We start from the raw sequence: 26,188 nt of genomic DNA, 5'->3' as shown, positions 1-26,188 counted from the left end.
GCGCATGATGGCACGCGCGACCATGAAGGTCGCCAAACACGGTTAAAGGGAAGCTGGCACGCTTCTGGCTATCTGTCCTGCAGATAGCGATCAGGCCAGCAGGCAGGGATTGGCGGAGTGTGAAGGCGTTATGACAGCCACTAAAGGCAAAGTAATTCATCTGTACCAGCGTGACCCGCAAGAGGCCCTTGAGAGGCTCAATCGGATCACTGGCCTGCGCTTCAGCAGCTGGCCACAGTCCTTGGTCAATTCCAGACCGTCTGAGCAGTCAGGCATTTCTGACTCATCTGCAACCATTGCGCCGCCTGATTCTGGTGCCAAGTGCGGCCCTGCAGGAATGGTTTCGGGTTAAACGCAAAACCCCGCGTCGATGCGCGGGGTTTGTATGTCGCTGGGTCTTGATCAGGCGAGAGCTTGGCGGCTATCGGTTTGTGGCAATTCGACCGCTTGCACAAACAACTCTTCGACCACCAGGCTGGTTGCGGGTACGGCAGAACGTAGGCGTACCTGCATTTCTTCGATCTTCTGTTTTACCGGCAGGCGGGCAATGCTGGAAAGCAGGATTTTACTGTGTTGATTAACCTTGCCGTGGTCGACCATTACTTCACGGCGAGCGGTGCCGTCACGATAGCTGATCAACAGGGACACAGGCAGATTGGCCAGGCCAGGCAAATGCAACCAGGCGGCTACGTTGAACTCAGCGACGCGCCCTTCGTAAGGGGTGACCTGTAAGCGGGCGAGATTGACGATGGCAGATGGCACAGGGCCGACCAACTTATCGAGGGCTTGGGTCATGGTGGTATTCCAGGCTAATAACGGATCGCATCGAGCGTGAGTGCGATGATTATAAGCTTGGCTCGGCCGATGAAACTGTGCACTCGGCCGACGTTCGGCGTGACCTTTCTCGCAGTTTTAGCGTATCGGTAACAGCACCTAAGCCAGCTGCATCGGGTAGCGGGTGACGGAGGTGGTGATCAGGTTGGCGGTCGGCAGTGGCAGGATCGCTTGGTTGTGCGCGCTGGCCAGTTGCAGCCAGACATTTTCCCCTTCAACAAACTGCCCATTAGGCAGCCATAAGCCGTGGTGCCAGCCGTTACCAGGCGCTGGGGTGCTTTGCAGAACGCCTGGGTGAGTCTGGGCGCTTGGCGCGCGGCGCAGCCAGACCGGGCGCGGCAGGCCTTTCAGGTAGCGCAGACCCAAGTGCAGGCCTTCACTGTTCAGATGTCGCCAGCGTACCAGGGCCAGGGTTGGCGTATCGCTGCCGGTGACCAATAGCACAAGCTGGCCAACTGACAGCTGTACGGCCTGATCAGCATTACACAGCAAGCGTGCGCCGCCTGCGCTGGCGTCGAGCATCTGCGCGCTGGTGCGCGGCGGTCGCTGTTCCAGTAACTGGGCATGAATAGTGGGTAGACCGACTACCAGATTGCACTCCGAGCTATGGTCGGCGCGGGTATGGCGACGCTGTTGGCGCCCCAGCCAGTGTTGTTGCACGCGCTCCAGCAACTGGCGTTCCGCCTTGCTCTGCAGTGGCGCGGGCTCATGCAGGGCCACCAGCAGAGCGCCCAGCTCGAAGCGGCGTAAATAGTCGGCACTGCCTTCTGGCGTCTGGGCATAACTTAGGCAGGGTTGTGCTTCGGTCAGGTCGATGGTCGGCCCTTCGATCTCCTCATCCTCATCCCAGGGCAGTAATCGCGCCAACCCGGCCAGGGGTGAGAGTGCACCGAACAGCAGTGAACATTCGCCATCGGCAAGATGGAAGGGGTCGCTCAGCGCCAACAGCAGCATCTGCTGGTAGATGCCGCGCATGGTGTTTGCCGGTTGTGGGGTAAACGCCGCAGCCACTGGCTCGTCCAGGCAGTCTTGGTGTTCACCGATCCAGTACAGCAGGTGACTGTCCCGCCACAGGCTGGGCGGCGGCTCCTGATACAGCTGATAGTGACGCAGCAGGCTCTGGGCGAGAAAGTGCTGAGCCATATACAGGCACCAGGCCAGGTGCGGACGTGAGGGCTGGCGGCCTTGGAGGATTTGCAGCAGCAGACGCTTGAAGCCGATAGCCAGTTCACTGCACAGGTGCACGAACAGGGCGGTGGGCGGACTTTCGCTTTGATAGGCCTTGCTGTAGTGGCGGTACTGGTCGCTGAAGCTTTGCAGTGCGCGCTGCCTTTCGAGTAAGGTCATGGCGCTGCGGTTCAGCTTGAAAAGCAGGCTGAGCGCCTGTTGCAAGGCCAGTTCCGGCGCTTGCAGACGGGCCTGGGCCAGTTGCTCGTTGAGGTCAGCCAGTGGCGCGACCTCGGTTTCGAGGATGTCTGGCACTTCCAGGCGCAAGGCATCTAAAGTCATATCAACCTTATGGAATCAGGGAGCGAATGCATGGGAATGCGTTTCCAGGCGATCATTCGTGCTGTTGCGGGCGTAGGCATAGGTCTGATTCTGGCCGGTTGCGCTGAAGACATAGGCGTCGATCAATATGGACGAAAGGTAGCGGTTGAGCGTCTGGAAGGCCAGTGGTTAGTGATTAATTACTGGGCGCAGTGGTGTGCGCCTTGCCGCACCGAGATTCCTGAACTCAATGCCTTGGAAAAACAACTCAAGGAACAGTCCGTACAGGTGCTTGGGGTGAATTTCGATGCGCTGCAGGGCGAGAAGTTGAGTCAGGCGGCGCACGACATGGGCATTAGTTTTACTGTGTTGGCGCAGGACCCGGCCGAGCGCTATCAGTTGCCGCGTGCTGAGGTGCTGCCAGTGACCTATATCGTCGACGATCAGGGACGCATGCGTGAGCGCTTGTTGGGTGAACAGACGGCGGCCGGTTTAACGGCTCGCCTGGCCGCGCTCAAGGCGGAGGGCTAAGCCGTGGCGCGTATCTGCAAACATGGTTATGTGAGTGGCCGCGTTCAGGGCGTACGTTTTCGTCAGACGACCGCAGAGCAAGCTGAGCGTCTGGGTCTCGATGGTTGGGTGCGCAATCTGGCCGACGGCCGGGTCGAGGTGCTGTTCGAAGGTGACGAAGCTGCAGTGGCTGAATTGGCTAGTTGGTTGCAGCGCGGACCGCAGGCTGCCGAAGTGACCGCGCTGGAGCTACAAGAGCAGGCGCAGCAGGGTGTTGCCGGATTTATCGTGCGGCGCTGAGAACCTGTTTACGATCTGCTGCGCGTCGGCCCTGCTGCGTTAAAAACAGGCTCGGATGCGAGCCCAGTCGGAATGCTCATGTACAACAGTACACTCCGCTTCCTCGCTTGTTTTTGCCTTGCAGGTCTCTAGCTCGCGAGATCGTAATATAGGTTCTGCTACCAATTATGGTTTGACATACCAGAAGTCGTGCCAGAAACCGACCACCTTTGCTGAGTAGGTGTGCTTGCCCAGGCTGCCGTTATAGCGCGCCAGGGCGCGGTTAAGGTCGCCGTTTTCCTTGCGCAGATAGAAGCTGAGGATGGTGCAGCCATAACGCAGGTTGGTGGCGTTATCTGTGAGGTTGTCTTGCGGGCGGCCCAGTTCCGCTTTCCAGAACGGCATCACCTGCATCATGCCTTGGGCGCCGACTGAGGAGATGGCGAAGCGGTCGAAGTGGCTTTCGGCATGAATCAGTGCAATTACCAGATCAGGGCGCAAGCCGGCTTTGCTGGCTTCGCGGTGCACCAGGCGCAGCAGACTCAGGCGTTCTTCGGCGTTCGGAATATAGCGGCGCATGCGCGTGGACATATCCAGCAGCCAGACTTCGGCCTCGAAGCGATCCTGAAAGCTGTCGGCCTGGGCTACGGTCTGTTGCAGCAGTGTGCGCAGTTCCGGCTCTGGCGCCTGACGCACTCCGGCATAAGCAGCGCCGCAGAGCAGCAGGCCGAGTAGGGCGCAGGTCAGGCGCTGCCGCATGGGGGTGTCAGTCGTTGCCAGGATCGGCGACCAGGCGGCCGGCGTCTTTGGTCAAGGCCTGGAGGAAGATTTTCTGCAGTTCCGGATCATTGCGCGTCAGTTCGATCAGGCCCTGTTCCAGCTCGCTGGCTTCCTCTTCGAGGCCCAGCTCCGACAGGCGTTTGACCCGATGCACCCATTGGGCAACGTCATCACCTTCAAGGTCATTGTAAATCAGCTCGTGGGCTTCCTGCAGCTTGCCGCGCAAGGTGCGGCTGACCAACAGAGAGGCATCGGCGCGCGCCGAGCCCTGATCATCTTCAACCGTCAGCAGCAGAGTGCTGATAAGGGTGACGTCTTCTTCGGCAAACGGGCTGTCGAGCAGATTCAGACGTAGGATGCCGTTACGGTCGGTCAGCAGCTCGTGGTTCTGCTCGCCGGCTTTAACCCGCACCGGGCGTTCGGCCCACGGCAGGCTGGAGTATTCCATGCGGGCATCCTGACGACTTTCCTCAAGGCTGGCGAGATTCTGCTGCGAGCGGCCGTTGGACTCGACATTCATCGCCGGATTGAGTCCGGCAAAGCCGTAGCTGATCCAGTCCTTGGTTGCGCTGTCTGGCAGGCTGCCGAGCAACACCACGTTCAACACGTTAGCGCCGATACCGCCGACCACCGCCAGTGCTCCCAGCGGCACTTCGTACAGCTCGCGCCAAGGCTGGTAAGGGGTGTAGCGGTCATAGCGGCGCGTCACGTCAAACGCCGTGACCTCGAAAGTCTTCTGTTCATGCACGCGCACGCGGCGTTGCGGCAACTCCAGCACGCGTGGCTCACCGACATCGATCTGCAGGCTGTGATCGAGCAATTTGCGCTCGACGCGCTCCTCGTGCTCGCTGCGTTGCGGCAACTGGTTGGCGCAACCGTTTAGTAGCAGGCTGCCACCCACAAGGGTGGCGATGAGGCTGAGGGTGTTTCGCTTGAACATGACGACTCTTGCTAAAGGGGCTGAGATCAGTGGCTGATACGGGCCTGGATAAAGCTCAGGATGTCGGCGACAGGCACGGCCTGGGCGTCGGTTTCCTTGCGGCTCTTGTACTCCAAGTTGCCTTCGGCCAGGCCACGATCGCTGACCACGATGCGATGCGGGATACCGATCAGTTCCATATCCGCGAATTTGATGCCCGGGCTGGTCTTTTTGTCACGGTCATCGAGCAGTACTTCGAAACCGGCAGCGGTAAGCTCGGCATACAGCTTGTCGGTGGCTTCGCGCACGGCATCGGTTTCGTAACGCAGCGGTATCAGGGCGATATGGAAAGGTGCCAGAGCGTCATTCCAGAGAATGCCGCGGTCATCATTGTTCTGCTCGATGGCAGCCGCCACCACGCGGGAAACGCCGATGCCATAGCAGCCCATGGTCAGGGTCACGGGTTTACCGTTCTCACCCAGCACCTGGCAGTTCAGCGCTTCGCTGTACTTGGTGCCCAGCTGGAAGATATGCCCAACTTCGATGCCGCGTTTGATTTCCAGAGTACCTTTGCCGTCTGGGCTCGGGTCGCCGGCCAGCACATTGCGCAGGTCCGCTACTTCCGGCAGCGGCAGGTCGCGCTCCCAGTTGACGCCGAAATAGTGCTTGTCGTCGATATTGGCACCGGAGGCGAAGTCGCTCATCAACGCTACCGAGCGGTCGATGATGCACGGTATCGGCAGATTGACCGGGCCCAGAGAGCCTGGGCCTGCGCCGATGGCTGCGCGAATCTCGGCTTCATTGGCGAATACCAACGGGCTGGCAACCAGCTCCAGATTGGCAGCTTTGATTTCATTGAGTTCGTGATCGCCACGTACGATTAGAGCCACCAAGGTGCCTTTCTTCGCGCCGTGCACCATCAATGTCTTGATGGTTTTTTCGATGGCCAGGCCAAAGCCCTGTACCAGTGCATCGATAGTCTTGGTGTCTGGAGTTTCAACCATGCGCATGCTTTCAGTCGCGGCGCCACGGCTGCTTTTGCGTGGTACTGCTTCTGCTTTTTCGATATTGGCGGCGTAATCGGAGCTGTCGCTGAAGGCAATATCGTCTTCGCCCGAGTCGGCCAATACGTGGAATTCGTGGGAGCCAGTGCCGCCGATGGAACCGGTATCAGCCTGCACGGGGCGGAAGTTCAGGCCCAGGCGGGTGAACACGTTGCAATAGGCTTGGTGCATGCGGTCATAGGTTTCTTGCAGCGAAGCCTGGTCGACGTGGAACGAGTAAGAGTCCTTCATGATGAACTCGCGGCCGCGCATCAGGCCGAAACGCGGACGGATTTCGTCTCGGAACTTGGTCTGGATCTGATACAGGTTGATCGGCAGCTGCTTGTAGCTGTTCAGCTCATTGCGCGCCAGATCGGTGATCACTTCTTCATGGGTCGGGCCGGCGCAGAAATCGCGGCCGTGACGATCCTTCATGCGCAGCAATTCCGGGCCGTATTGTTCCCAGCGACCGGATTCCTGCCACAGCTCTGCAGGCTGAATGCCGGGCATCAGCACTTCCAGGGCGCCAGCGGCATTCATTTCCTCGCGGACGACTTTCTCCACTTTGCGCAGCACGCGCAGGCCCATGGGCAGCCAGGTATACAGGCCGGAAGCGAGCTTGCGGATCATGCCGGCACGCAGCATCAGCTGATGGCTGATGACCACAGCGTCGGATGGGGTTTCTTTCAGAGTCGAGAGCAGGAACTGGCTGGTACGCATATTTGGCTGTTCTGTCGGTTGCAAGAGATTTTGAATGGCCCGCATTGTACGGTGCCTGTACAGATGCGTACAGGATGCTGGCGTGTGCTTATAAAAGGAGGGGAGTATGTCGATATTGACGGCGGAACAGGTGCAGGCGTTGATTCGGGCAGGGCTGCCTATGGCAGAGGACATCAACTTGTATATCGACCGGCTGGACGCCGTTGGCGCACTGGCGCGTGTGCCATTTCACAGCAAATTGATTCGACCAGGCGGCACCTTGTCCGGGCCAACCATTATGGCGTTGGCAGACGCGGCGATGTATGCAGTGGTGCTAGGCAGTCTCGGTCGGGTGGAAATGGCCGTGACGTCTAATTTGAATATTAACTTTCTAGTTAAACCCAAGCCGGTTGATCTATTAGCCGAGGCGCGGATATTGAGGTTGAGTCGCAGGCAGGCTGTTTGCGAAGTGTCTGTGTATTCGCAGGGCAACGAAGAGGAGTTGGTGGCGCATGTAACTGGGACTTATGCGTTGCCACTATAAGTTTTCAGCAGATAAGAAAAAGCCCGACCTAGGTCGGGCTTTCTTTACCAACTAAACGCTCTGAATTACAGAACGCTCAGTGGGTATTCAACGATCAGGCGGAAATCGTTGATGTCACCGCTATAAGCTTTGTCTGCACGGTAGAAGGCATTACGGATGCGGAAGGACAGGTCCTTGGCAGCGCCTTCTTGAATGACGTACTTGGCTTCGATGTCAAGTTCGCGCTCTTCAACGTCCGACTTGGTATCAGTGACAATGTTGTCACCAGCAATGTAACGAGTCATGAAGCTAAGGCCTGGTACGCCGTACTCGGCCATGTTGAGGTCGTAACGAACCTGCCAGGAGGTCTCGTCTTCGGCGTTGAAGTCGGAGTATTGAACCGAGTTTGACAGCCAGATGGTGCCGCCACCGTCAACACCGTAATCGTAGCCGCGGTCGCCGCTGGAGCGCTGGTAGGCGACGGTCACGCCGTGTGCGCCCATGCTGTATTTGGTCGCAAAGCTCCAGATGGTGTTGTCTTGGTCGCTGGAGGTGTTGGTGTACTGCTTGTCGTATTCGGTTTTATAGATGTTGAAGTCGAAGTTCAGCGCCTGATCTTCAGTGAGCGGCATGTTGTAGTTAACATTGCCGTAATACTTGTTCCAGTAATCTTCGACGTCAGAGGCGTGTGCTGCAACGCTCAGGTTGTCGCTCACGGCATAAGAAGCGCCGATAATATCTGCAGAAGTGAGACCGGCTTCACCTTTACCGTTAATGTCATCGCGGCTGCTGCCTGTCTGGCTGCTCAGGGCGGTGAAGCGACCAGCGGTCAGCTCAAGGCCTTCGATTTCGTTGCTGGTAAGCAGGGTGCCAGTGGCGACTTCAGGCAGGATGCGGCTGTCGTCAGTGGAAAATACTGGGCTGCCTGTGAACATGTTGCCATGTTTCAGTACTGTGTCGGAGATACGGAACTTAATTGCGCCGCCGACTTCAGTTTGGGTGTCATCACCACGGCCGTCATCGGTTTTGCCGAATTGGCCAGTACCTACGCGGCCACGGCCACTGTCCAGCTTGATGCTACTCAGGGAATGAGCGTCAAAGCCAACGCCGACGGTGCCTTGAGTGAAGCCGGATTCAAGCAGCAGGCGAATGCCCAGGCCTGTCTCTTCACGGTAGCCGGCCGGGTTTGCCGAGTTGCTGGCGGAGTTTGGACCATTACGGAAATCACGGTTCTGATATAGGACGCGGTTGAAGATATTGAAGCTGCTGTCTTCAACAATACCCTTGGATTCGGACTGGCTGGACGCCACGGCCATTTGACTGGTGCCCGCTGCTACTGCGAGGGCGATTACGCTCCACTTCATCACTTGCATCGTGATTGCTCCTTTGGTTTAGAAAAGTTGCGCCGTCCGGCTGGTTGTTATATGGACGGCTCTTTCTTTTTGTGTCGGCGGTAACTTATAGCACGCTGCCAATGTTGGCGATAGTTGCAATCTATTCCTTACGATTTCTTCACGGCTGTGTCGCAAAAGCTAATGAATCATGTCGCATTTTTGTAGAAGCAGCTGCGTGCTAGGAAGCCACCGCTAACGGATTTTTGCGCTTGCCCGCAGGCTGCCTTCAGCGGCCAAACGGTGCAGTGCGGATTCGTCATGGATTGCATAGCAATAGTCGTGCACAAAAATGCGGAAAGCTAATTTTTATCGTCAATTGACCTGTGTAAACAAGCTTTTCGGTGTTTACATTGGTTTGCGGTCTATTTTTTAGAGGTTTTTTCTATTTTTTTGAAGGAAAAAGGCCTTTTCGCTGTCGTTTTCTACTCTATTTTCAGCCGCTTGCTGTCATCTGGTGCTTGCGCAGTTTTTGACCTTGGCTGGGCATTACCGAAGGGAACAGTTTTGGTGCGTGAGCTTGGGATGGTTTTGCCGGGTGCTGTCTATTGGTGCATGGTAATTAGGTTTGTTCGTGAGAGTCGTGCTTCAGCTTCGGCGTATCCTACGCAACGAGTTTATTGGTGTTGGTTTGACTGGCGGCCAGTTGGTTGATCTGACTTCAGGTGTTGTTTTTTGGCCTGATCGATAGCTCTGAGTTAGTGGTTTTGTCTTATAAAGGTAATGGTTATGTTTGTTCTGGATTCGCGTTTGCAGCAGGACACTGTTTGGTTGGGTGATTACCCGCTATGCAGTTTGCTGTTGATGAATGATGCGCAGTACCCCTGGTTTATCTTGGTGCCGCGTCGTGACGATGTCAGCGAGTTGTTTCAGTTGGAAGCTGCCGATCAGCTACAGCTCTGGCGGGAAACCAGCAGCCTTGCTGAGGTGCTTAAGGACTGTTTTGCAGCAGATAAGATGAATGTCGCGACCTTGGGCAATATGGTCAGCCAGCTGCATATGCATGTCATCGTAAGGCGGCGCGAAGATGCGGCTTGGCCTGCGCCCGTTTGGGGCAAGCATCCGGCGGAGGCGTATACGCCTGAGCAATTGGCCTCGCTGAAAGCCCGCTTACGCCTGGTTTTGACCGGGGAATTTTGTTTTGCTGAGAGTTGACCTGGTGGAAATAGAAGAGCGCATCAACGATTTGCAAAGCCGACTGGCGTTTCAGGACGACACTATTCAGGCCCTTAACGATGCGCTGGTGGCGCAGCAGCGGCTTCTGGAGCGCTTGCAGCTGCAGGTGGCAGCGTTAATCAAGCGTCAGGATGAAGTGAGTTCGCAGTTCGGTATAGCTGAGGATGAGGCGCCGCCGCCCCATTATTGATCGGTTGTAAAACGCAAAAGGCCCGCAGCGTGCGGGCCTTTTGCGTTTATGCGATTAACGTCGTGCGGGAAGCGCCGCGATGACGTCTTCGGCTTGCAGGCCTTTGTCGCGTTGCATTACGGCGAATTCGACCCGCTGGCCTTCGACCAGTACGCGGTGGCCTTCACCGCGAATGGCGCGAAAGTGCACGAAAATATCGTCCCCTGAGTCGCGGGAAATAAAGCCGAAACCCTTCGAAGTATTGAACCACTTAACGGTACCTGTCTCGCGGTCGCCTAGGTCCTGCGAGCTTGATGTGTTGCGCGACTGAAGGCGCAGGTTGGCCGCCAGGTGTACGGCGATGGCCGCAGCGATGATCAGCAGGCTAAACAGGCTAGCCGGTTGGTTGGCGATTACCGGTAGCGGGGCGAGCAGAATCAAGGCTTGTAGTAGGGTGCCGAGTACCAATAGGGCGGAAACCAGGTTCTGCGCTTGATGGCGCAAGCCTGCGTGCCAGATGGGCAGTTGGGGGGCAAGTAGCAGGTTCAGTAGGCCGAACAGGGCAAGGCACAGTGCGCTGGGTTGCTCTAAAAAAGACTGTGGGGTGCTGCCAAAGGATGGGGCAAAAGAAAGTAGCAGGGCGAGAGCGCCCGTCAGAAGGTGGACAATTTTCAACATGTTCGATGAGCTCGCTTAATTAAAGAGTCAACAGGAAGGGCTGGTTGCGCGTATTGGGCATTGCACGGGAGGAATAGATGCGCGTGATGCCAGCCTATGTGCTGAACCATGGATATGGTTCAGCAGCACGGGGCGTATTTAACAGCAAAGAGGTGGGGTTCTCAATCAAGCACTGAGTGCTGTTTCGCTTGGGCTGGGGCTTACTTGATTGCGACCATCGCGCTTGGCTTGATAAAGCGCGTCATCGGCGCGGGTGAGCAGGGTTTCCAGGGTATCGCCTTGTTCTGCAAGGGCGAAGCCGAAGGAGGCGGTGATGCTGTCGAGTACTTCGTCGGTGCGGCGTACTTTGATGCGTAGTGACTGGATCTTTAGGCGTAGCTGTTCGGCAAAAGAATAGGCCGTTGCGTTGTCAAAGCAATCGCGCAGGATGATGCAGAACTCTTCACCGCCATAACGTGCAGCCATGGCGCGTGGAGGCAAGAGGTCGCGCAGCAATTGGCCAACGTGCTGCAATACACGATCACCCAGAGGGTGGCCATATTGATCGTTGAATTGTTTGAAGTGGTCGATATCCAGCATCACTAGGGCGACGCCGTCATGCTCGCTGCTCAGCGTCTGCTCTAGCAGTCTGCTGAAAGCATTGCGGTTGAATACCTGGGTCAGGCTGTCCAGCGTTGCGGCGATGTGCGCGCGTTCTAGCTGGCTGCGCAGGTTCTTGATTTCTTGCTGGGCGGCATTTAGTCGGTATAGGAATTTGTCCTGCTGATCCTGCATCAGTTGCGTGCTTTGCTGCAGCTCGTTCAAGACATTCGGAAGGTCATCAATGATCGGCTCCTGCAGCGCGGCTAGACCGTGCTCCAAGCTAGCCTGATAGTTGCGGCTACCAATCAGGCTGCGTGAGACGTTGCCTTCGATATCATCAACTAGTTCGATCACCTGCTGCTGACCGGCGCGGGCCTCTTCGAGCTCGCCATGGATGATGTAGTCGCGAAACAGCTTGGCCGCAGTTTCCGGAGGGAAGCTGTCAAAGTCTGTGACGGTTTTGTCGAGGCGGCGATTGAGCTCGGGCTCCAGGCCTTTGCTGTAGGTATACCAGAGGGCGTAATGCACCGGGTTAGGCGGTATATCGTGGCGCATCATCAGCGGTACCGCCTTCTTTAGAAGCGCCGCAGCGTCGCGGGTCTCCTCGGGGTACAGCTCTAGGATGCTGGGGGCTTTGGCGGGTTTGTTCATGCACGTCACTGTGGCCAAGTTGCAATTGACCAAAGCATAGAACAGCTGCTGGGCAAGCGCCTAGTAAAAGGCCCGTGAAGACGGGCCTTTTACGTGATTTACCTATTTATCCGGCTAGCTAGGCTGCCAGCAGGCTGCGCAGCATCCAGGCGGTTTTCTCATGCACTTGCATGCGCTGGGTCAGCAGATCTGCAGTGGGCTCGTCGCTGACTTTATCCAGCAGCGGGAAGATGCCGCGAGCGGTGCGTACGACGGCTTCCTGGCCTTGAACAAGTTGTTTGATCATGTCCTGAGCGTTCGGCACGCCTTCCTCTTCCTTTATAGAAGAAAGGCGGGCGTAGGCGGCATAGGTGCCAGGGGCCGGGAAGCCTAAGGCGCGAATGCGCTCGGCAATCTGATCGACGGCCAGTGACAGCTCGGTGTACTGACCTTCAAACATCAGGTGCAAGGTGTTGAACATCGGGCCGGTGACGTTCCAGTGAAAATTGTGGGTTTTCAGGTACAGGGTGTAGGTGTCAGCAAGCAAGCGCGACAGGCCTTCAGCGATTGCGGCGCGATCCTGCTCGGCAATTCCGATATTGATTTCCATACCATTTCTCCTCTCAGGTGGCTCGGGGCTTGGCTGCCCGCGTGATGGGCAGAGCCTACCATGGGTTTTGCCGAGCTTTATCGTGGTTTATATCAATGAAAGTGATGGTTGGAGGCTATTGCTTGGTTTGGGTTCCGTTTCCTAGGGCTTAACGATGCGCCAGCTCTGGATGTTGCTGCAGCGTCTGATTAAACAGCTCGACCCAGTGCGCGCTGAACTGCCTTCCGGCGAGGTTGTTTATTTCCAGAATAGCGCGCAGCAGAGGGCGTTTATTCAAGGTTTGGTGGGCGCGTTCGTGAGTGCGGGCGTCGAAGGTGTCGACGATATTGATAATCAGGGCCCCGGGGCTGGTTTCGAGCTCTTTCAGGCCTTTGGGGTAGCCGCTGCCGTCGGCGTGCTCTTGGTGTTGCAGGGTTATTTCTGCGGCCGCATCCCAGCGCGGCATGCGCTTGAGTAGGTCATACGCTAAGCGCGGGTGGGATTGCATCTGCCGGCGCTCTTCCCGATTGAAATGTGCTTCCTTGTGCAGCATCTCCAGTGGCAGAAACGCCATGCCCAGATCGTGCAGGCAGATGGCTGCAGCTAGTTGTTCGGGCGGCTCCGGGTTACCGCCCAGCTGATTGATCGCCAGGGCCAGGTCGAGTTGGCGCAGGCCACGGCCTTGCCAGAAGTGCGAGCGGCGTTCGCTGGCCTGCATCAGATCGACGAAAAACAGCAGGTCGGCGTCAGGCTCGATGCCATAGCGTCTGAGCAAGTCGGCAGCTGCGGGTTCATCAGCAACTATGGCTGCTGGCGGCCGCGAGCTGGGGTCGAGTTGTTGCAGCAGTGCACTGCGAATACCGGTTTGTTGCGCTGCTGGGGCCAGTGCCAGAGCGCTGAGGGCCTGGCTAAGCGCTTTGCTTTGAGCTGCGCTGAGTTGCGCCGGCGGGCCGCCAAGCGCGTGCTGGATCAGTTCTTTGAGGTGGTCGAGGGTTAATAGAAGGATATCGCCGAGCAGGCTGTCAAAATGCAACTGGCCCTCGCGCAAGCAGGATAGTACGTCCTCCATGGCTTGCGGCACGCTCATCAGAGTATCCAGGCCGATATAACCCAGGTTGCCCTTGAGCGTATGCACCAGGCGAAACAGCTCGCGTAGGCGCTCGCGGTCATCGGGGGCGTGTTCAAGCTCGATCAGTAATTGCTCGCAACGCTGGAATTGTTCGCTGGATTCCAGGCGAAAGTCTGCCAGCAAATCGCTGGGAATTTCAGCCAGGTTAGGCGTGACCATAAGCCTCTCCGCTATTCGACGATCAGAGTGCTGCATGCCTGAGTATAGAAAGCGTTGGCAAAAGCGCGCGGGGCGGCGGCTGCAAGTGGTGGCTTAACCATATATAATCCCGCCCTTTGCCGCGTTTTATCGGGCGAACCGTCGGCTGCGTATGCGCCGCTGATCGTTTCACGCCCCTTAAAGGCAGCACAATTGCGGAAAATGGCGCCTGCGCCAGCCGGTTATCCGGCCAACGAGCGTCGCAGTTACTGCGGCCCAACGAATTCAAGACTCAAGAGAAGCGACTACCACCATGATGCGCAGCCATTATTGCGGCCAACTGAACGAGAGCCTGGACGGCCAGGAAGTCACCCTTTGCGGTTGGGTACATCGCCGTCGTGACCATGGCGGGGTGATTTTCCTCGACATTCGTGACCGTGAAGGTCTGGCTCAAGTGGTATTCGACCCGGATCGCGCGGCGACCTTCGCCACTGCCGACAAGGTGCGCAGCGAATACGTCGTCAAGATCACCGGTAAGGTGCGTCTGCGTCCGGCCGGTGCCGGCAACGCCAACATGGCCTCCGGTGCTATCGAAGTGCTGGGCTATGAGCTGGAAGTGTTGAACGAAGCGGAAACCCCGCCGTTCCCGCTCAACGAATACACCGATGTGGGCGAAGAAACCCGTCTGCGCTACCGCTTTATCGACCTGCGTCGCCCGGAAATGGCGGCCAAGCTGAAGCTGCGTTCGAGCATCACCAGCAGCATCCGTCGTTACCTGGATGAAAACGGCTTCCTTGATGTGGAAACGCCGATCCTCACCCGTGCCACCCCTGAAGGCGCGCGTGATTATTTGGTGCCAAGCCGCACCCACGCCGGCAGCTTCTTCGCTTTGCCGCAATCGCCGCAGCTGTTCAAGCAACTGCTGATGGTGGCTGGCTTCGATCGTTACTACCAGATCGCCAAGTGCTTCCGTGACGAAGACCTGCGTGCCGACCGCCAGCCGGAATTCACCCAGATCGACATCGAAACCAGCTTCCTCGATGAAGCCGACATCATGGCGATCACCGAGAAGATGATTCGCCAGCTGTTTAAGGAAGTACTGAACGTTGAGTTCGGTGAGCTGCCGCACATGACCCTGGCCGAAGCCATGCGTCGCTATGGTTCGGACAAGCCCGATCTGCGTAACCCGCTGGAGCTGGTGGATGTAGCTGACCAGCTCAAAGACGTCGATTTCAAAGTCTTCGCTGGCCCGGCCAATGATCCGAAGTGCCGCGTCACTGCGCTGCGCGTTCCGGGCGGGGCGAGCATGCCGCGCAAGCAGATCGACGATTACACCAAGTTCGTTGGCATCTATGGCGCCAAAGGTCTGGCCTACATCAAGGTCAACGAGCGCGCCAACGGCGTGGAAGGGCTGCAGTCACCGATCGTCAAGAACATCCCACTGGATAACATCAATGTGATCCTTGATCGTGTTGGTGCCGTCGATGGCGACATCGTGTTCTTCGGCGCCGACAAATCCAAGATCGTTAGCGAGGCCTTGGGCGCGCTGCGGATCAAGCTGGGTCACGACCTCAACTTGCTGACCTGCGAGTGGGCGCCGCTATGGGTGGTCGACTTCCCGATGTTCGAAGAGAATGACGACGGCAGCCTGACCGCCATGCACCACCCGTTCACCGCGCCAAGTTGCAGTCCGGCTGAGCTGGAGGCTAACCCGGCTGCCGCTCTGTCCCGTGCTTACGACATGGTCCTGAACGGCACCGAGCTGGGCGGCGGTTCGATCCGTATCCACGACAAGTCGATGCAACAGACCGTGTTCCGCGTACTCGGTATCAGCGAAGACGAGCAGCAGGAGAAGTTCGGCTTCCTCCTCGACGCCCTGAAGTTCGGTGCACCGCCCCATGGTGGCCTGGCCTTTGGTCTGGACCGCCTGGTGATGCTGATGACCGGCGCGCAGTCGATCCGTGAAGTGATTGCCTTCCCGAAAACCCAGAGCGCGGCTTGTGTGATGACCCAGGCGCCGGGTGAGGTGGATAACAAGTCGTTGCGCGAGCTGCATATTCGCCTGCGCGAGCAGCCGAAAGCGGAATAAAGCGTTAAAAGAAGCCTGGTTTACCAGGCTTCTTCTTTATAGGTATCCCGTAGGAGCGGCCCATGGCGGCGATCTTTCTTTCGCGGGCATGGCCCGCTCCTACAGTGAATTGAACTGAGACAAACGGAGTGAGTTATGGCTGGTCATTCCAAGTGGGCCAATATCAAGCACCGCAAAGGGCGTCAGGACGCCAAACGCGGCAAGATCTTCACCAAACTGATTCGTGAGCTGACGGTTGCCTCCAAGCATGGCGGGCCGATTCCTGCGGATAACCCGCGTCTGCGTCTGGCAGTGGACAAGGCGCTTACCAACAACATGTCGCGTGATGTGATCGACCGTGCCATTGCCCGTGGTGCTGGCAACAACGAAGCCGACAACGTCGTCGAACTGAGTTACGAGGGTTATGCGCTGGGCGGCGTGGCGATTATCGTCGAGGCCATGACCGACAACCGCAATCGCACGGCCGCTGAAGTGCGGCATGCTTTCAGCAAGTGCGGTGGCAACCTGGGTACTGATGGCTCGGTCGCCTATATGTTCGACCGCAAGGGGCAGATCAGCTTCGCTACAGGTGTGAGCGAAGATGCCTTGATGGAAGCCGCTCTAGAGGCCGGTGCTGACGATGTGGAAATGGCTGAGGACGGCTCGGCGCTAGTGTCCACCAGTTTTGCTGACTTCCATGGCGTCAACGAGGCACTCAGTGCTGCTGGCTTCAAGGCTGTCGAGGCGGAAATTGCCATGATCCCCTCGATCAGTGCGCCAGTTACAGAGCTGGATACTGCGCAAAAAGTCATCAAGCTGATCGACATGCTGGAAGACCTTGATGATGTGCAGGAGGTCTATCACAACGCTGAGATTCCTGACGAAATAATGGAACAGCTTGGCTGAGTGCGCTGTATCAGTAAGCCGGAGGTCTTCAGGTAATTCCTGAGTACTTCCGGCTTTTTTGTGTCGTGGCATCCATGGCGGCCAACCCTTCGAGCCCGTCGCGGGGCGACGCCAAAAATCGTTCCCGACGATTTTTTATAGCTGTTGCCTGGGTGACGCCGACGTGGGCGGGCCCTATACTCGCCAACTGGATAAATAGACAGTGTGCCCGCCGAGTTGGCAGGCGCCTTGAGTGAGCGGTGGGGCATGACCTTGATTCTCGGCATCGACCCTGGTTCGCGCATCACTGGTTACGGTGTGGTGCGTGATACCGGGCGCAATTGCGAATATGTCGCCTCGGGCTGCATTCGTACGGGCAACGGTTCGATGCCAGAGCGTCTGCAGGTGGTGTTTCGCGGCGTGCGTGAGGTCATTGAAACCTATGAGCCGGTGACCATGGGTATCGAGCAGGTGTTTATGGCGCGCAACCCGGATTCTGCGCTCAAGCTCGGCCAGGCGCGTGGTGTGGCCATCGTCGCAGGAATAGAGGCGGGGTTGGATATCGCCGAATACACCGCCACCCAGGTCAAGCAGGCGATAGCCGGCACGGGCGGGGCGGATAAGGAGCAGGTGCAGATGATGGTCATGCACCTGCTCAAACTGGTGCAGAAACCGCAGATCGATGCCTCCGACGCCCTGGCCATTGCCCTGTGCCATGCCCACCATCGGCAGAGTCTGATTCCCCATGGCTTGGCCGGAGCCAAGCGGCGCGCGGGTCGTCTTCGTTTGTAACGTAACTTTTAAGGAAAGCAGCGGTGATAGGACGTTTGCGCGGCACCCTGGCGGAAAAGCAGCCGCCCCATGTGATTGTGGACATAAATGGTTTGGGTTATGAGCTGGAAGTGCCCATGACCACCCTGTACCGTTTGCCCTCGGTGGGTGAGCCGCTGACCCTGCACACCCATCTGGTGGTGCGTGAGGATGCGCATCTGCTTTATGGTTTTTTCGAGAAGCGCGAGCGTGAGCTGTTTCGCGAGTTGATTCGCCTCAATGGCGTCGGCCCGAAACTGGCCCTGGCCTTGATGTCCGGGTTGGAGGTCGATGAGTTGGTGCGCTGTGTGCAAGCGCAAGACACCTCGGTGCTGGTGAAGATTCCGGGTGTCGGTAAAAAAACCGCTGAACGCCTGCTCGTTGAGCTGAAAGACCGCTTCAAAGCCTGGGAAACCGTGCCCGGAATGTCGCACCTGGTGGTGGAACCTCGCGGCGGCAGTGCAGTCTCAAGCGCGGAGAATGATGCGGTCAGTGCACTTATTTCGCTCGGCTACAAACCCCAGGAAGCCAGTCGTGCCGTCTCAGCGATTAAGGAAGACGGTTTAAGCAGTGAAGATATGATTCGTCGAGCCCTGAAGGGAATGGTCTAGTGCTAGAAGCTGATCGCCTGATTACCGCAGCCCCGCGTGACCGTGACGAGCAGGTTGACCGCGCCATTCGCCCGCTGAAACTGGCCGAATACATCGGCCAGCCGAGCGTGCGCGAGCAGATGGAGCTGTTTATTCAGGCCGCTCGTGGCCGCAGCGAGGCGCTCGATCACACCCTGATCTTCGGCCCGCCTGGTCTGGGCAAGACCACTCTGGCCAATATCATCGCTCAGGAAATGAACGTTTCGATCAAGAGCACCTCAGGCCCCGTGCTGGAGCGGCCGGGTGATCTGGCGGCGCTGCTGACCAATCTTGAGCCGGGCGATGTGCTGTTTATCGATGAGATTCATCGCCTTTCGCCGATTGTCGAGGAAGTGCTGTACCCGGCAATGGAGGACTTCCAGCTCGACATCATGATCGGCGAAGGCCCAGCCGCGCGCTCGATCAAGCTCGATCTGCCGCCGTTTACCCTGGTCGGTGCGACCACGCGGGCGGGCATGCTGACCAACCCGTTGCGCGACCGTTTTGGCATTGTTCAGCGTCTGGAGTTTTACAACACCGAAGACCTGGCGACTATCGTCATGCGTTCGGCGGGAATTCTCGGCCTGTCCATCGAAGCCCATGGCGCCTTCGAGATTGCCCGCCGCGCGCGCGGTACACCACGGATAGCCAACCGTCTGTTGCGCCGCGTGCGCGATTTTGCCGAGGTGCGCGGGCAGGGCGATATTACCCGGCCGATTGCCGACCTAGCGCTAAACCTGCTGGATGTCGATGAGCGTGGCTTCGATCACCAGGATCGACGTCTATTGCTGACCATGATCGAGAAGTTCGACGGTGGCCCGGTGGGCATCGATAACCTGGCTGCTGCCATCAGTGAGGAGCGCCACACCATCGAGGATGTGCTTGAACCCTACCTGATTCAGCAGGGCTATATCATGCGCACCCCGCGGGGCCGTGTGGTCACCCGGCATGCCTATCTGCACTTTGGCCTGAATGTGCCCAAGCGCATGGGCGAATTGCCCACCGCTGACTTGTTTGGGCGCGATGATGATTGAGAAAAAATACTTGTCGAAGACGATTGGCAAGAACAGGAGCTGGCACTAGAGTATGCGCGCGCAAAACGGAGTTACGCCATTCACCCATCGCTGTCGGGTTTATTTCGAAGACACCGATGCCGGCGGCATCGTCTACTACGTCAATTACCTCAAATTTATGGAACGGGCTCGCACCGAGTGTCTGCGTGATCTGGGTTTTCTCCAGTCGACGTTGGCCGAGGAGGGCCTGTTGTTCGTTGTGCACTCGGCTGAAGCGCGTTACCACGCGCCCGCCAAACTCGACGACGAGTTGCTGGTAAGCGCTGAAGTAATTGAATTAAACCGTGCCAGCCTGCGCTTTCGTCAACAGGTCAGGCGGGCAACGGATGATGCGCTGCTTTGTGAAGGGCAGTTTATGGTGGCCTGTGTGCGCGCCGACAATTTAAAACCCCGGGCCATTCCCCAAACTCTGCACACGGCCTTTGCCGGGCAGGGCGGCGCGGGTACATCTAGAGCAGGAGAGTAAGCGTGGAAGCCAACGCCGTTGACCACATGTCGATGTGGAGTCTGATCAGCAACGCCAGCCTGGTAGTGCAACTGGTAATGCTGACGCTAGTGGCCGCTTCGGTCACTTCGTGGGTCATGATTTTTCAGCGCACCGCACTGCTGCGTGCGGCCAAGCGTGCCCTGGATAATTTCGAGGAGCGCTTCTGGTCGGGTATCGATCTGTCCAAGCTTTATCGCCAGGCGGGCAGCAATCCGGACCCGGATTCCGGTCTGGAGCAGATTTTTCGCGCTGGCTTCAAGGAATTCTCGCGTTTGCGCCAACAGTCCGGTGTTGATCCGGATGCGGTGATGGATGCCGTGGCGCGTGCCATGCGTGTGGCCATCTCACGTGAAGAAGAGAAGCTCGAGCAGAGCCTGCCGTTCCTCGCCACCGTCGGTTCGACCAGTCCATATATCGGTCTGTTCGGTACTGTGTGGGGCATCATGAACTCCTTCCGCGGCCTGGCACAGGTGCAGCAAGCGACCCTGGCCACTGTGGCTCCGGGTATTGCCGAGGCACTGATCGCCACCGCGATCGGTCTGTTCGCCGCGATTCCTGCGGTCATTGCCTACAACCGCTTTGCCGCCCGCGGCGAAATGCTGATCGGTCGTTACTACACCTTCGCCGATGAGTTCCAGGCGATTCTGCACCGCAAAGTCCACACCAGCGACGACTAAGCCTTAGGCACTCTCAATACAGGTTTTTCAAGCCATGGCCAGAATTCGCAACAGACGCAAGCCCGTCGCCGAGATGAACGTGGTGCCCTACATCGACGTGATGTTGGTGCTGCTGGTGATCTTTATGGTGACCGCGCCCATGCTCAACCAAGGGGTTAAGGTCGATCTGCCGCAAGTCAGCAGTGAGGTCTTGCCGCAGGACAACAACGCTCAGGTGCTGACCATCTCGATCAAGGCCGACAAGACCTATTTCTGGAATATGGGCACTGAGGTTGATGTCGATACCGTGCAGGATCAGGCGCTGACCCTGGAAGAAATGACCCGCGCAGTGACTGCGATCATCAGCCAAAGCCGGGCAACCGGTAAGCAGGTGCAGGTGTTCGTGCGCGGCGACAAGACCGTTGACTACGGCACCATCATGGCGGCCATGGGTGGTTTGCAGCAGGCTGACGTGGGTAACGTCGGGCTGATTACCGAGGCCCCCTGATGCACTACCAGCGCGAACGTTCGCCTTCGGAGAGTTTGTTCTGGCCCCTGGTCTGGGCTGTGGGCCTGCACGTCATCATGTTTGCCATGTTGTTCGTCAGCTTCGCCTTTGCCCCGGACCTGCCGCCGGCCAAGCCGGTAGTACAGGCCACGCTGTATAAGCTGCAATCGCAGAGCCAAGCCACCACCCAGACCAACCAGAAAATCGCGGGTGAAACCAAGAAAACCACGGCTCCGGTGTACGAAACTGAACAGCTGGAGCAGAAAAAGGCCGAGCAGGAAAAAGTAGCGGCCAAGGCAGCGGAACAAAAGAAAGCCCAAGAGGCTCAGAAAGCGGAGGCTGCCAAAAAGGCTGACGCCGATAAGAAAGCCGCTGAGCAGAAGAAGCTCGCCGATGTAGCCAAAAAGAAAGCAGCGGATGAGGCGGCCAAGAAAAAGGCCGCTGAAGACGCCAAGAAAAAAGCGGCAGAAGAGGCGAAGAAGAAAGCCGCTGCTGAGGCTGCGAAGAAGAAAAAGGCCGATGACGCGAAAAAGAAAGCGGCAGAAGCGGCCCAGCGTAAAGCGGTAGAAGACAAGAAGGCTGCCGCATTGGCGGAATTATTATCCGACGATGTTGGTCGCCAGCAGGCAATTGCCGATACCGTCGGCGATGAAGTAGCCGGCAGCCTGGATGACCTGATTGTTATGCTGGTGAGTCAGCAGTGGCGACGTCCGCCATCGGCGCGTAATGGCATGAGCGTAGAAGTACTGATCGAAATGCTGCCTGATGGCACCATTACCAATGCCAGTGTGACGCGCTCCAGTGGCGACTCGCCATTTGATAACTCTGCTGTGCAAGCGGTGCGTAACGTTGGCCGCATCGCCGAAATGCAACAGCTGGATCGCGCCACTTTTGATCGTCTTTACCGGCAGCGCCGCGCTGTCTTCAAACCGGAGGATTTAGGTCTGTGAATACCCTGATGCGTATTGTTCTGCTCGGTCTGACCCTGATGGTCGGCACCGTTCAGGCCGCTGATCCGCTGGTGATCAGCAGTGGCACCGACCGTGCTACACCCATCGCCGTCGTGCCTTTTGGCTGGCAAGGCGGCAACGTGTTGCCCGAGGATATGGCTGAAATTATCGGCAATGACCTGCGCAACTCCGGGGTGTTCGAGCCGATCCCTCGGCAGAATATGATCAGTCTGCCGACCCAGGCGACGGAAGTGATCTACCGCGATTGGCAGGCTCTTGGTGCGCAGTACGTATTGGTCGGCAACATTGTGCCGAACGCAGGTCGTTTGCAGGTTCAGTTCGCCTTGTTTAACGTAGCCACTCAGCAGCAAGTCATGACCGGCAGCGTAGGTGGTGGCGTCGATCAACTGCGCGACATGGCGCACCATATCGCCGATCAGTCGTTTGAGAAGCTCACTGGTGTGAAGGGCGCGTTTTCCACCCGTATGCTGTATGTGACTGCCGAGCGTTTTGCAGTCAACAACACTCGTTACACCCTGCAGCGCTCTGACTATGACGGCGCCCGTGCCGTGACCCTGCTGCAATCGCGCGAGCCGATTCTGTCGCCATCGTTTGCCCCGGATGGCAAGCGTATTGCCTACGTCTCTTTCGAGCAGAAGCGTCCGCGCATCTTTGTCCAGCACATCGACACCGGGCGCCGCGAGCAGATCACCAATTTTGAAGGCCTGAATGGCGCGCCAGCCTGGTCGCCGGATGGCAATCGCCTGGCATTCGTGCTGTCGCGTGACGGCAATCCAGAAATCTATGTAATGGATATGGGCACTCGCCAGCTGCGTCGGGTGACCAATCAACCATCGATTGATACCGAACCATTTTGGGGTAAAGACGGTCAGACCCTTTACTTCACGTCGGATCGTTCCGGCAAACCGCAGATATACAAAACCAACATCAATGGTGGCTCGGCAGAGCGTGTGACCTTTATCGGTAACTACAACGCCAACCCGAAACTTTCTGCTGATGAAAAGACCCTGGTAATGATTCACCGCCAGGATGGTTACACCGTGTTCAAGGTGGCGGCGCAAGACCTGCAGCGCGGCAATTTGCGCATTCTTTCAGACACCAGTTTGGATGAGTCGCCTACTGTTGCGCCTAACGGCACCATGGTAATCTACGCCACCCGCCAGCAGGGTCGGGGAGTCTTGGTATTAGCGTCCACCAATGGACGTGTGAGGCTCCCTCTTCCTACCGCTCAAGGCGAAGTTCGAGAGCCTTCATGGTCCCCTTACCTGAACTGATGCGGCGCTACACCGTTGTTGTTTGAAACACTGCTTAACACACTGGGGTTCATTAGGAGTTACATCATGGAAATGCTGAAATTTGGTAAGTTCGCCGCGCTGAGCCTGGCTCTGGCCGTTGCAGTTGGTTGCTCCTCGAAAGGCGGCGACGCTGCTGGCGAAGGCGCTACCGATCCTAACGCTGGTTACGGTGCTAACACTGGCGCTGTTGATGGCAGCCTGAGCGAAGAAGCTGCTCTGCGCGCTATCACCACCTTCTACTTCGAATACGACAGCTCCGACCTGAAGCCAGAGGCCATGCGCGCTCTGGACGTGCACGCCAAAGACCTGCAAGGCAATGGCGCTCGCGTAGTTCTGGAAGGCCACGCTGACGAGCGCGGTACTCGTGAATACAACATGGCTCTGGGCGAGCGTCGCGCCAAAGCTGTGCAGCGTTACCTGGTACTGCAGGGCGTTTCCCCGGCTCAACTGGAACTGGTTTCCTACGGTGAAGAGCGTGCAATCGCCACTGGTAACGACGAGTCCTCGTGGGCTCAAAACCGTCGCGTCGAACTGCGTAAGTAATTCGATATGCGTACGTGCCGCCGTGCTTTAACCGTTTTGGCGCTCAGCCTGCCGCTTTCGGCGTGGGCTGAGGTTCCCGTGGTAGATAACAATGCCGGTTACGGCAGCAGTTATCCGCCTGCTGGTTACGGTACGTCCGGCACCTCCGTCGCGACAGGGGCTGCGGCCCCTGTCACGGCGCAGGGCATGCTGTTCAACCAGTTACAGCAGATGCAACAAGAAATCGCGCAACTGCGCGGTACGCTGGAAGAGCAACAGAATGAAATTCAGCGTCTGAAACAAGAAAGCCTGGAGCGTTATCAGGATCTTGATCGGCGTGTGAGTGGTGGTGCAGCAGGTGCTGCGACCGGCCATAATTCTTCAGCTGCTGGCGCGATCAATGCCAGTGGTACACCTACTCCGCCAGCAGCGGAGCAGGCGCAAGCGTCGGCCAGCAATGAACCGGCCGATCCAGCAAAGGAAAAACTGTTTTACGAAGCTGCCTTTGACCTGATCAAGGCCAAGGAATTCGACAAAGCCAGTCAGGCCTTTGCCGCCTTCATGCGTAAATACCCGAACAGTCAGTACGCCGGCAACGCACAGTATTGGCTGGGTGAGGTGAATTTGGCGCAGGGTGATCTGCAGGGGGCTGGCCAGGCTTTTGCGCGGGTTAGCCAGACCTATCCAAGTCACGCCAAGGTGCCTGACTCGCTGTTCAAGCTTGCTGATGTCGAGCAGCGCCTAGGTAATAGCGACAAGGCCAAAGGTATTCTGCAGCAGGTCATTGCCCAGTACCCCGGTAGCTCGGCTGCTCAGCTGGCACAGCGTGATTTGCAGCGTTTACCTTAAGCGCTGAATGCTTGACCAAGAAACCCGCACTTTGTGCGGGTTTTTTATTGGCAGCCATTACTGTATTTCCCCGCTGGGTCCTTGCCGCGTAACGTTAAAATTTCTCCCATATTTTTACGACCAGTAATCCTGGTGGTGAGTATCGGGTCGCCGTCGCGGGATGTTAGGAATTTCACCCGGAATCTATTTCGTATACAATCCGCGCCCCTTTTCCCGCAACGGAGGCGGACAGCCTGTTTAGCTGTCACGCCCGTGGCTGATATGCAAGATACCCTGCGCATTACCGAGATTTTCTACTCGCTGCAGGGCGAGACGCGCACCGCCGGCTTGCCGACTGTGTTCGTTCGCCTGACCGGCTGTCCTCTGCGTTGCCAATACTGCGACACCGCCTATGCCTTCAGTGGTGGCGAGATCCAGTCGCTGGACGCCATCATCGAACAGGTTGCCGGCTATAAGCCGCGTTATATCTGCGTGACCGGTGGTGAGCCGTTGGCGCAACCCAATTGCATTCCTTTGCTCAAGCGTCTGTGTGATGCCGGCTACGAAGTGTCGCTGGAAACCAGTGGCGCGTTGGATGTCTCTGCTGTCGATCCGCGGGTAAGCAAGGTCCTCGACCTGAAAACCCCGGGCTCGGCCGAAGTGGCGCGTAACCGCTACGAGAATATCGATCTGTTGACGCCCAATGACCAGGTCAAGTTCGTGATCTGTTCCCGTGAGGACTATGACTGGGCGGTGAGCAAGCTGATCCAGTACCGCCTGGCTGAGCGCGTTGGCGAAGTGCTGATGTCGCCGAGTCACCATGAGCTGGATGCGCGCTCGCTGGCCGAGTGGATCATTGCCGACAACTTGCCGGTACGCCTGCAGATGCAGTTGCACAAGATTCTCTGGAATGATGAGCCGGGACATTGATATGAGCGATAAGAAAGCGGTAATCCTGCTATCTGGCGGCCTGGATTCGGCCACCGTGGTGGCGTTGGCCAAAGCCGATGGCTACAGCTGTTACACCATGAGCTTTGATTACGGACAGCGGCATCGCTCCGAGTTGCAGGCGGCCGAGCAGGTGGCGCGTCAGTTGGGGGTAGTTGAGCACAAGGTGATCGGCCTGAACCTGAATGGCATGGGTGGCTCGGCGCTGACTGATTCCAGTATCGAGGTGCCGGAAAGTCCGACCGAAGGCATTCCGGTAACTTACGTGCCTGCGCGCAATACCGTGTTCCTGTCGCTTGCGTTGGGTTGGGCTGAGGTGTTGGGCGCTCGGGATATTTTTATCGGTGTAAACGCGGTGGATTATTCCGGTTACCCCGATTGCCGTCCGGAGTTTGTTGAGGCTTTCGAGCGTATGGCCAATCTTGCTACCAAGGCCGGTGTAGAAGGGCAGTGCTTTCGCATTCAGGCCCCACTGCAGGCCATGAGCAAGGCCGAGATCGTTCTGGCCGGGGTTCAGCAGGGCGTTGACTACGCGCTGACCGTCTCCTGCTACCAGGCTGATGACCAGGGCCGCGCCTGCGGAAAATGTGACAGCTGCCGTCTGCGTGCTGCGGGCTTTGCATCGGCGGGTGTGGTTGATCCAACCCGTTATTTCTAAAAAGTTTTCGCGAAGTGTTGAATTTCTGAATTAAATCAGTATCATGCGCCTCGCGTCGGGTCGTTAGCTCAGTTGGTAGAGCAGTTGGCTTTTAACCAATTGGTCGTAGGTTCGAATCCCACACGACCCACCATATTTCCTTCCTCGGAAGGTCAAAAGCCTGAAAATTCTCATTGAAGGAGTTTTCGGGCTTTTTTGTATCTGTCATTTTTACCGCCTGTGCAAGGTGCAACCTGCCTGCTCCAGGGCTTTCCAGGCGGGTATACTCGCCGCACTGAAAGCATATTCAGAGC

29 protein-coding genes, 1 tRNA gene and 2 pseudogenes are annotated in these 26,188 nt (G+C 57.5%); 21 read left to right on the top strand and 11 right to left on the bottom strand.

All coding sequences use genetic code 11. The annotated features are described in order from the left end of the window. Positions 1 to 130 precede the first annotated feature (130 nt). Positions 131 to 352: a hypothetical protein gene (locus AACY25_RS01195; protein ID WP_339522030.1), complete on the top strand. Its 222-nt coding sequence runs from the start codon at positions 131 to 133 to the stop codon at positions 350 to 352. Between the two features lie 50 nt (positions 353 to 402). Here AACY25_RS01195 and AACY25_RS01190 read toward each other — a convergent pair whose 3' ends face one another. Together AACY25_RS01190 and AACY25_RS01185 are read right to left on the bottom strand one after the other, a co-directional pair. Next, positions 403 to 795: a hypothetical protein gene (locus AACY25_RS01190; RefSeq protein WP_339522028.1), complete on the bottom strand. Its 393-nt coding sequence runs from the start codon at positions 793 to 795 to the stop codon at positions 403 to 405. A 138-nt stretch (positions 796 to 933) separates the two neighbouring features. Next, the gene (locus AACY25_RS01185) at positions 934 to 2,343 is read right to left on the bottom strand and encodes a PilZ domain-containing protein (RefSeq protein ID WP_339522026.1); all 1,410 of its coding nucleotides are present in this window, start codon (positions 2,341 to 2,343) and stop codon (positions 934 to 936) included. Positions 2,344 to 2,373: 30 nt separating this feature from the next. Here AACY25_RS01185 and AACY25_RS01180 point away from each other — a divergent pair, with 30 nt between their 5' ends. Next, entirely contained in the window at positions 2,374 to 2,853 is a 480-nt protein-coding gene (locus AACY25_RS01180; protein WP_339522024.1) for a TlpA disulfide reductase family protein, read from the top strand. Positions 2,854 to 2,856: 3 nt separating this feature from the next. Further along, a complete protein-coding gene (locus tag AACY25_RS01175; RefSeq protein ID WP_339522023.1) occupies positions 2,857 to 3,132 on the top strand; it encodes an acylphosphatase in 276 nt (91 codons plus the stop codon). 165 nt (positions 3,133 to 3,297) lie between these two features. Here the strand turns inward: AACY25_RS01175 and AACY25_RS01170 are convergent, their stop codons facing one another. The 3 genes from AACY25_RS01170 to AACY25_RS01160 are packed head-to-tail and all read right to left on the bottom strand — an operon-like array spanning position 3,298 to position 6,573. Beyond that, positions 3,298 to 3,870, bottom strand: a complete 573-nt coding sequence (locus AACY25_RS01170; RefSeq protein WP_339522022.1) for a transglycosylase SLT domain-containing protein — start codon at positions 3,868 to 3,870, stop codon at positions 3,298 to 3,300. A gap of 7 nt (positions 3,871 to 3,877) precedes the next feature. Continuing rightward, positions 3,878 to 4,831 carry a hypothetical protein gene (locus tag AACY25_RS01165; RefSeq protein WP_339522020.1) on the bottom strand — a complete coding sequence of 318 codons (954 nt, stop codon included), beginning with the start codon at positions 4,829 to 4,831 and terminating at the stop codon, positions 3,878 to 3,880. 26 nt (positions 4,832 to 4,857) lie between these two features. After that, complete coding sequence (locus AACY25_RS01160) at positions 4,858 to 6,573, bottom strand: proline--tRNA ligase (protein ID WP_339522018.1); 1,716 nt, start codon at positions 6,571 to 6,573, stop codon at positions 4,858 to 4,860. Between the two features lie 115 nt (positions 6,574 to 6,688). Between AACY25_RS01160 and AACY25_RS01155 the strand changes: the two genes are divergently transcribed. Then, on the top strand, positions 6,689 to 7,096 hold the full coding sequence (locus AACY25_RS01155) for a PaaI family thioesterase (RefSeq protein WP_339523783.1): 408 nt from the start codon (positions 6,689 to 6,691) through the stop codon (positions 7,094 to 7,096). A 65-nt stretch (positions 7,097 to 7,161) separates the two neighbouring features. Here AACY25_RS01155 and AACY25_RS01150 read toward each other — a convergent pair whose 3' ends face one another. Then, positions 7,162 to 8,448 carry an OprD family porin gene (locus tag AACY25_RS01150; RefSeq protein ID WP_339522016.1) on the bottom strand — a complete coding sequence of 429 codons (1,287 nt, stop codon included), beginning with the start codon at positions 8,446 to 8,448 and terminating at the stop codon, positions 7,162 to 7,164. A gap of 747 nt (positions 8,449 to 9,195) precedes the next feature. Here AACY25_RS01150 and AACY25_RS01145 point away from each other — a divergent pair. Together AACY25_RS01145 and AACY25_RS01140 are read left to right on the top strand one after the other, a co-directional pair. Beyond that, a complete protein-coding gene (locus AACY25_RS01145; RefSeq protein WP_339522015.1) occupies positions 9,196 to 9,621 on the top strand; it encodes an HIT family protein in 426 nt (141 codons plus the stop codon). 4 nt (positions 9,622 to 9,625) lie between these two features. Further along, positions 9,626 to 9,832 (top strand): SlyX family protein, encoded by a 207-nt coding sequence (locus tag AACY25_RS01140; protein ID WP_090385221.1) that lies wholly within the window; start codon positions 9,626 to 9,628, stop codon positions 9,830 to 9,832. 54 nt (positions 9,833 to 9,886) lie between these two features. Here AACY25_RS01140 and AACY25_RS01135 read toward each other — a convergent pair whose 3' ends face one another. The 5 genes and pseudogenes from AACY25_RS01135 to AACY25_RS01115 form a co-directional block, all read right to left on the bottom strand. Next, positions 9,887 to 10,150, bottom strand: coding sequence for a cold-shock protein (locus AACY25_RS01135; protein WP_339523781.1), 264 nt, complete (start codon positions 10,148 to 10,150; stop codon positions 9,887 to 9,889). A 66-nt stretch (positions 10,151 to 10,216) separates the two neighbouring features. Next, positions 10,217 to 10,489 (bottom strand): annotated as a pseudogene (locus AACY25_RS01130) (cold shock domain-containing protein membrane protein); the annotation flags it as partial. Positions 10,490 to 10,654: 165 nt separating this feature from the next. Further along, complete coding sequence (locus tag AACY25_RS01125; RefSeq protein WP_339522013.1) at positions 10,655 to 11,722, bottom strand: GGDEF domain-containing protein; 1,068 nt, start codon at positions 11,720 to 11,722, stop codon at positions 10,655 to 10,657. A 118-nt stretch (positions 11,723 to 11,840) separates the two neighbouring features. Continuing rightward, positions 11,841 to 12,311, bottom strand: coding sequence for a Dps family protein (locus AACY25_RS01120; RefSeq protein ID WP_167144942.1), 471 nt, complete (start codon positions 12,309 to 12,311; stop codon positions 11,841 to 11,843). Positions 12,312 to 12,459: 148 nt separating this feature from the next. Further along, on the bottom strand, positions 12,460 to 13,578 hold the full coding sequence (locus AACY25_RS01115) for an HD domain-containing phosphohydrolase (protein ID WP_339522012.1): 1,119 nt from the start codon (positions 13,576 to 13,578) through the stop codon (positions 12,460 to 12,462). A gap of 292 nt (positions 13,579 to 13,870) precedes the next feature. Between AACY25_RS01115 and aspS the strand changes: the two genes are divergently transcribed. From aspS to AACY25_RS01040, 15 genes and pseudogenes are all read left to right on the top strand, one after another. After that, entirely contained in the window at positions 13,871 to 15,646 is a 1,776-nt protein-coding gene (gene aspS, locus AACY25_RS01110) for an aspartate--tRNA ligase (protein WP_339522010.1), read from the top strand. Between the two features lie 135 nt (positions 15,647 to 15,781). Further along, positions 15,782 to 16,531: a YebC/PmpR family DNA-binding transcriptional regulator gene (locus tag AACY25_RS01105; RefSeq protein ID WP_339522009.1), complete on the top strand. Its 750-nt coding sequence runs from the start codon at positions 15,782 to 15,784 to the stop codon at positions 16,529 to 16,531. 246 nt (positions 16,532 to 16,777) lie between these two features. Then, entirely contained in the window at positions 16,778 to 17,302 is a 525-nt protein-coding gene (ruvC, locus tag AACY25_RS01100; protein ID WP_339522007.1) for a crossover junction endodeoxyribonuclease RuvC, read from the top strand. 23 nt (positions 17,303 to 17,325) lie between these two features. Next, positions 17,326 to 17,931, top strand: a complete 606-nt coding sequence (ruvA, locus tag AACY25_RS01095) for a Holliday junction branch migration protein RuvA (RefSeq protein ID WP_305589321.1) — start codon at positions 17,326 to 17,328, stop codon at positions 17,929 to 17,931. After that, positions 17,931 to 18,983 carry a Holliday junction branch migration DNA helicase RuvB gene (ruvB, locus tag AACY25_RS01090; protein ID WP_339522001.1) on the top strand — a complete coding sequence of 351 codons (1,053 nt, stop codon included), beginning with the start codon at positions 17,931 to 17,933 and terminating at the stop codon, positions 18,981 to 18,983. The genes ruvA and ruvB overlap by 1 nt, the downstream gene beginning before the upstream one ends. A gap of 52 nt (positions 18,984 to 19,035) precedes the next feature. Then, positions 19,036 to 19,510, top strand: a pseudogene (gene ybgC, locus AACY25_RS01085) (tol-pal system-associated acyl-CoA thioesterase). After that, positions 19,491 to 20,186, top strand: coding sequence for a protein TolQ (gene tolQ / locus AACY25_RS01080; RefSeq protein WP_304870633.1), 696 nt, complete (start codon positions 19,491 to 19,493; stop codon positions 20,184 to 20,186). The pseudogene ybgC and the gene tolQ overlap by 20 nt, the downstream one beginning before the upstream one ends. Before the next feature lie 34 nt (positions 20,187 to 20,220). Beyond that, on the top strand, positions 20,221 to 20,673 hold the full coding sequence (gene tolR / locus AACY25_RS01075; RefSeq protein ID WP_311091431.1) for a protein TolR: 453 nt from the start codon (positions 20,221 to 20,223) through the stop codon (positions 20,671 to 20,673). Continuing rightward, the gene (gene tolA / locus AACY25_RS01070) at positions 20,673 to 21,623 is read left to right on the top strand and encodes a cell envelope integrity protein TolA (RefSeq protein WP_339521996.1); all 951 of its coding nucleotides are present in this window, start codon (positions 20,673 to 20,675) and stop codon (positions 21,621 to 21,623) included. Before tolR ends, tolA begins: the two co-directional genes overlap by 1 nt. Beyond that, complete coding sequence (tolB, locus tag AACY25_RS01065) at positions 21,620 to 22,918, top strand: Tol-Pal system beta propeller repeat protein TolB (protein ID WP_339521995.1); 1,299 nt, start codon at positions 21,620 to 21,622, stop codon at positions 22,916 to 22,918. The genes tolA and tolB overlap by 4 nt, the downstream gene beginning before the upstream one ends. A 66-nt stretch (positions 22,919 to 22,984) precedes the next feature. Continuing rightward, on the top strand, positions 22,985 to 23,482 hold the full coding sequence (gene pal / locus AACY25_RS01060; protein WP_090252626.1) for a peptidoglycan-associated lipoprotein Pal: 498 nt from the start codon (positions 22,985 to 22,987) through the stop codon (positions 23,480 to 23,482). Positions 23,483 to 23,488: 6 nt separating this feature from the next. Then, positions 23,489 to 24,310 carry a tol-pal system protein YbgF gene (gene ybgF / locus AACY25_RS01055; protein ID WP_339521994.1) on the top strand — a complete coding sequence of 274 codons (822 nt, stop codon included), beginning with the start codon at positions 23,489 to 23,491 and terminating at the stop codon, positions 24,308 to 24,310. 261 nt (positions 24,311 to 24,571) lie between these two features. After that, positions 24,572 to 25,219, top strand: a complete 648-nt coding sequence (queE, locus tag AACY25_RS01050; protein ID WP_339521993.1) for a 7-carboxy-7-deazaguanine synthase QueE — start codon at positions 24,572 to 24,574, stop codon at positions 25,217 to 25,219. Between the two features lies 1 nt (position 25,220). Continuing rightward, positions 25,221 to 25,895 (top strand): 7-cyano-7-deazaguanine synthase QueC, encoded by a 675-nt coding sequence (gene queC / locus AACY25_RS01045; protein WP_339521992.1) that lies wholly within the window; start codon positions 25,221 to 25,223, stop codon positions 25,893 to 25,895. 57 nt (positions 25,896 to 25,952) lie between these two features. Next, a tRNA-Lys gene (locus tag AACY25_RS01040) sits at positions 25,953 to 26,028 on the top strand. Positions 26,029 to 26,188: the final 160 nt, after the last annotated feature.

The organism is Pseudomonas sp. EA_35y_Pfl2_R111 (assembly GCF_963970955.1).
Classification (GTDB): Bacteria; Pseudomonadota; Gammaproteobacteria; order Pseudomonadales; family Pseudomonadaceae; genus Aquipseudomonas.
The sequence above is the reverse complement of the archived record's forward strand: the minus strand, read 5'-3'. Positions and strand labels throughout refer to the sequence as shown.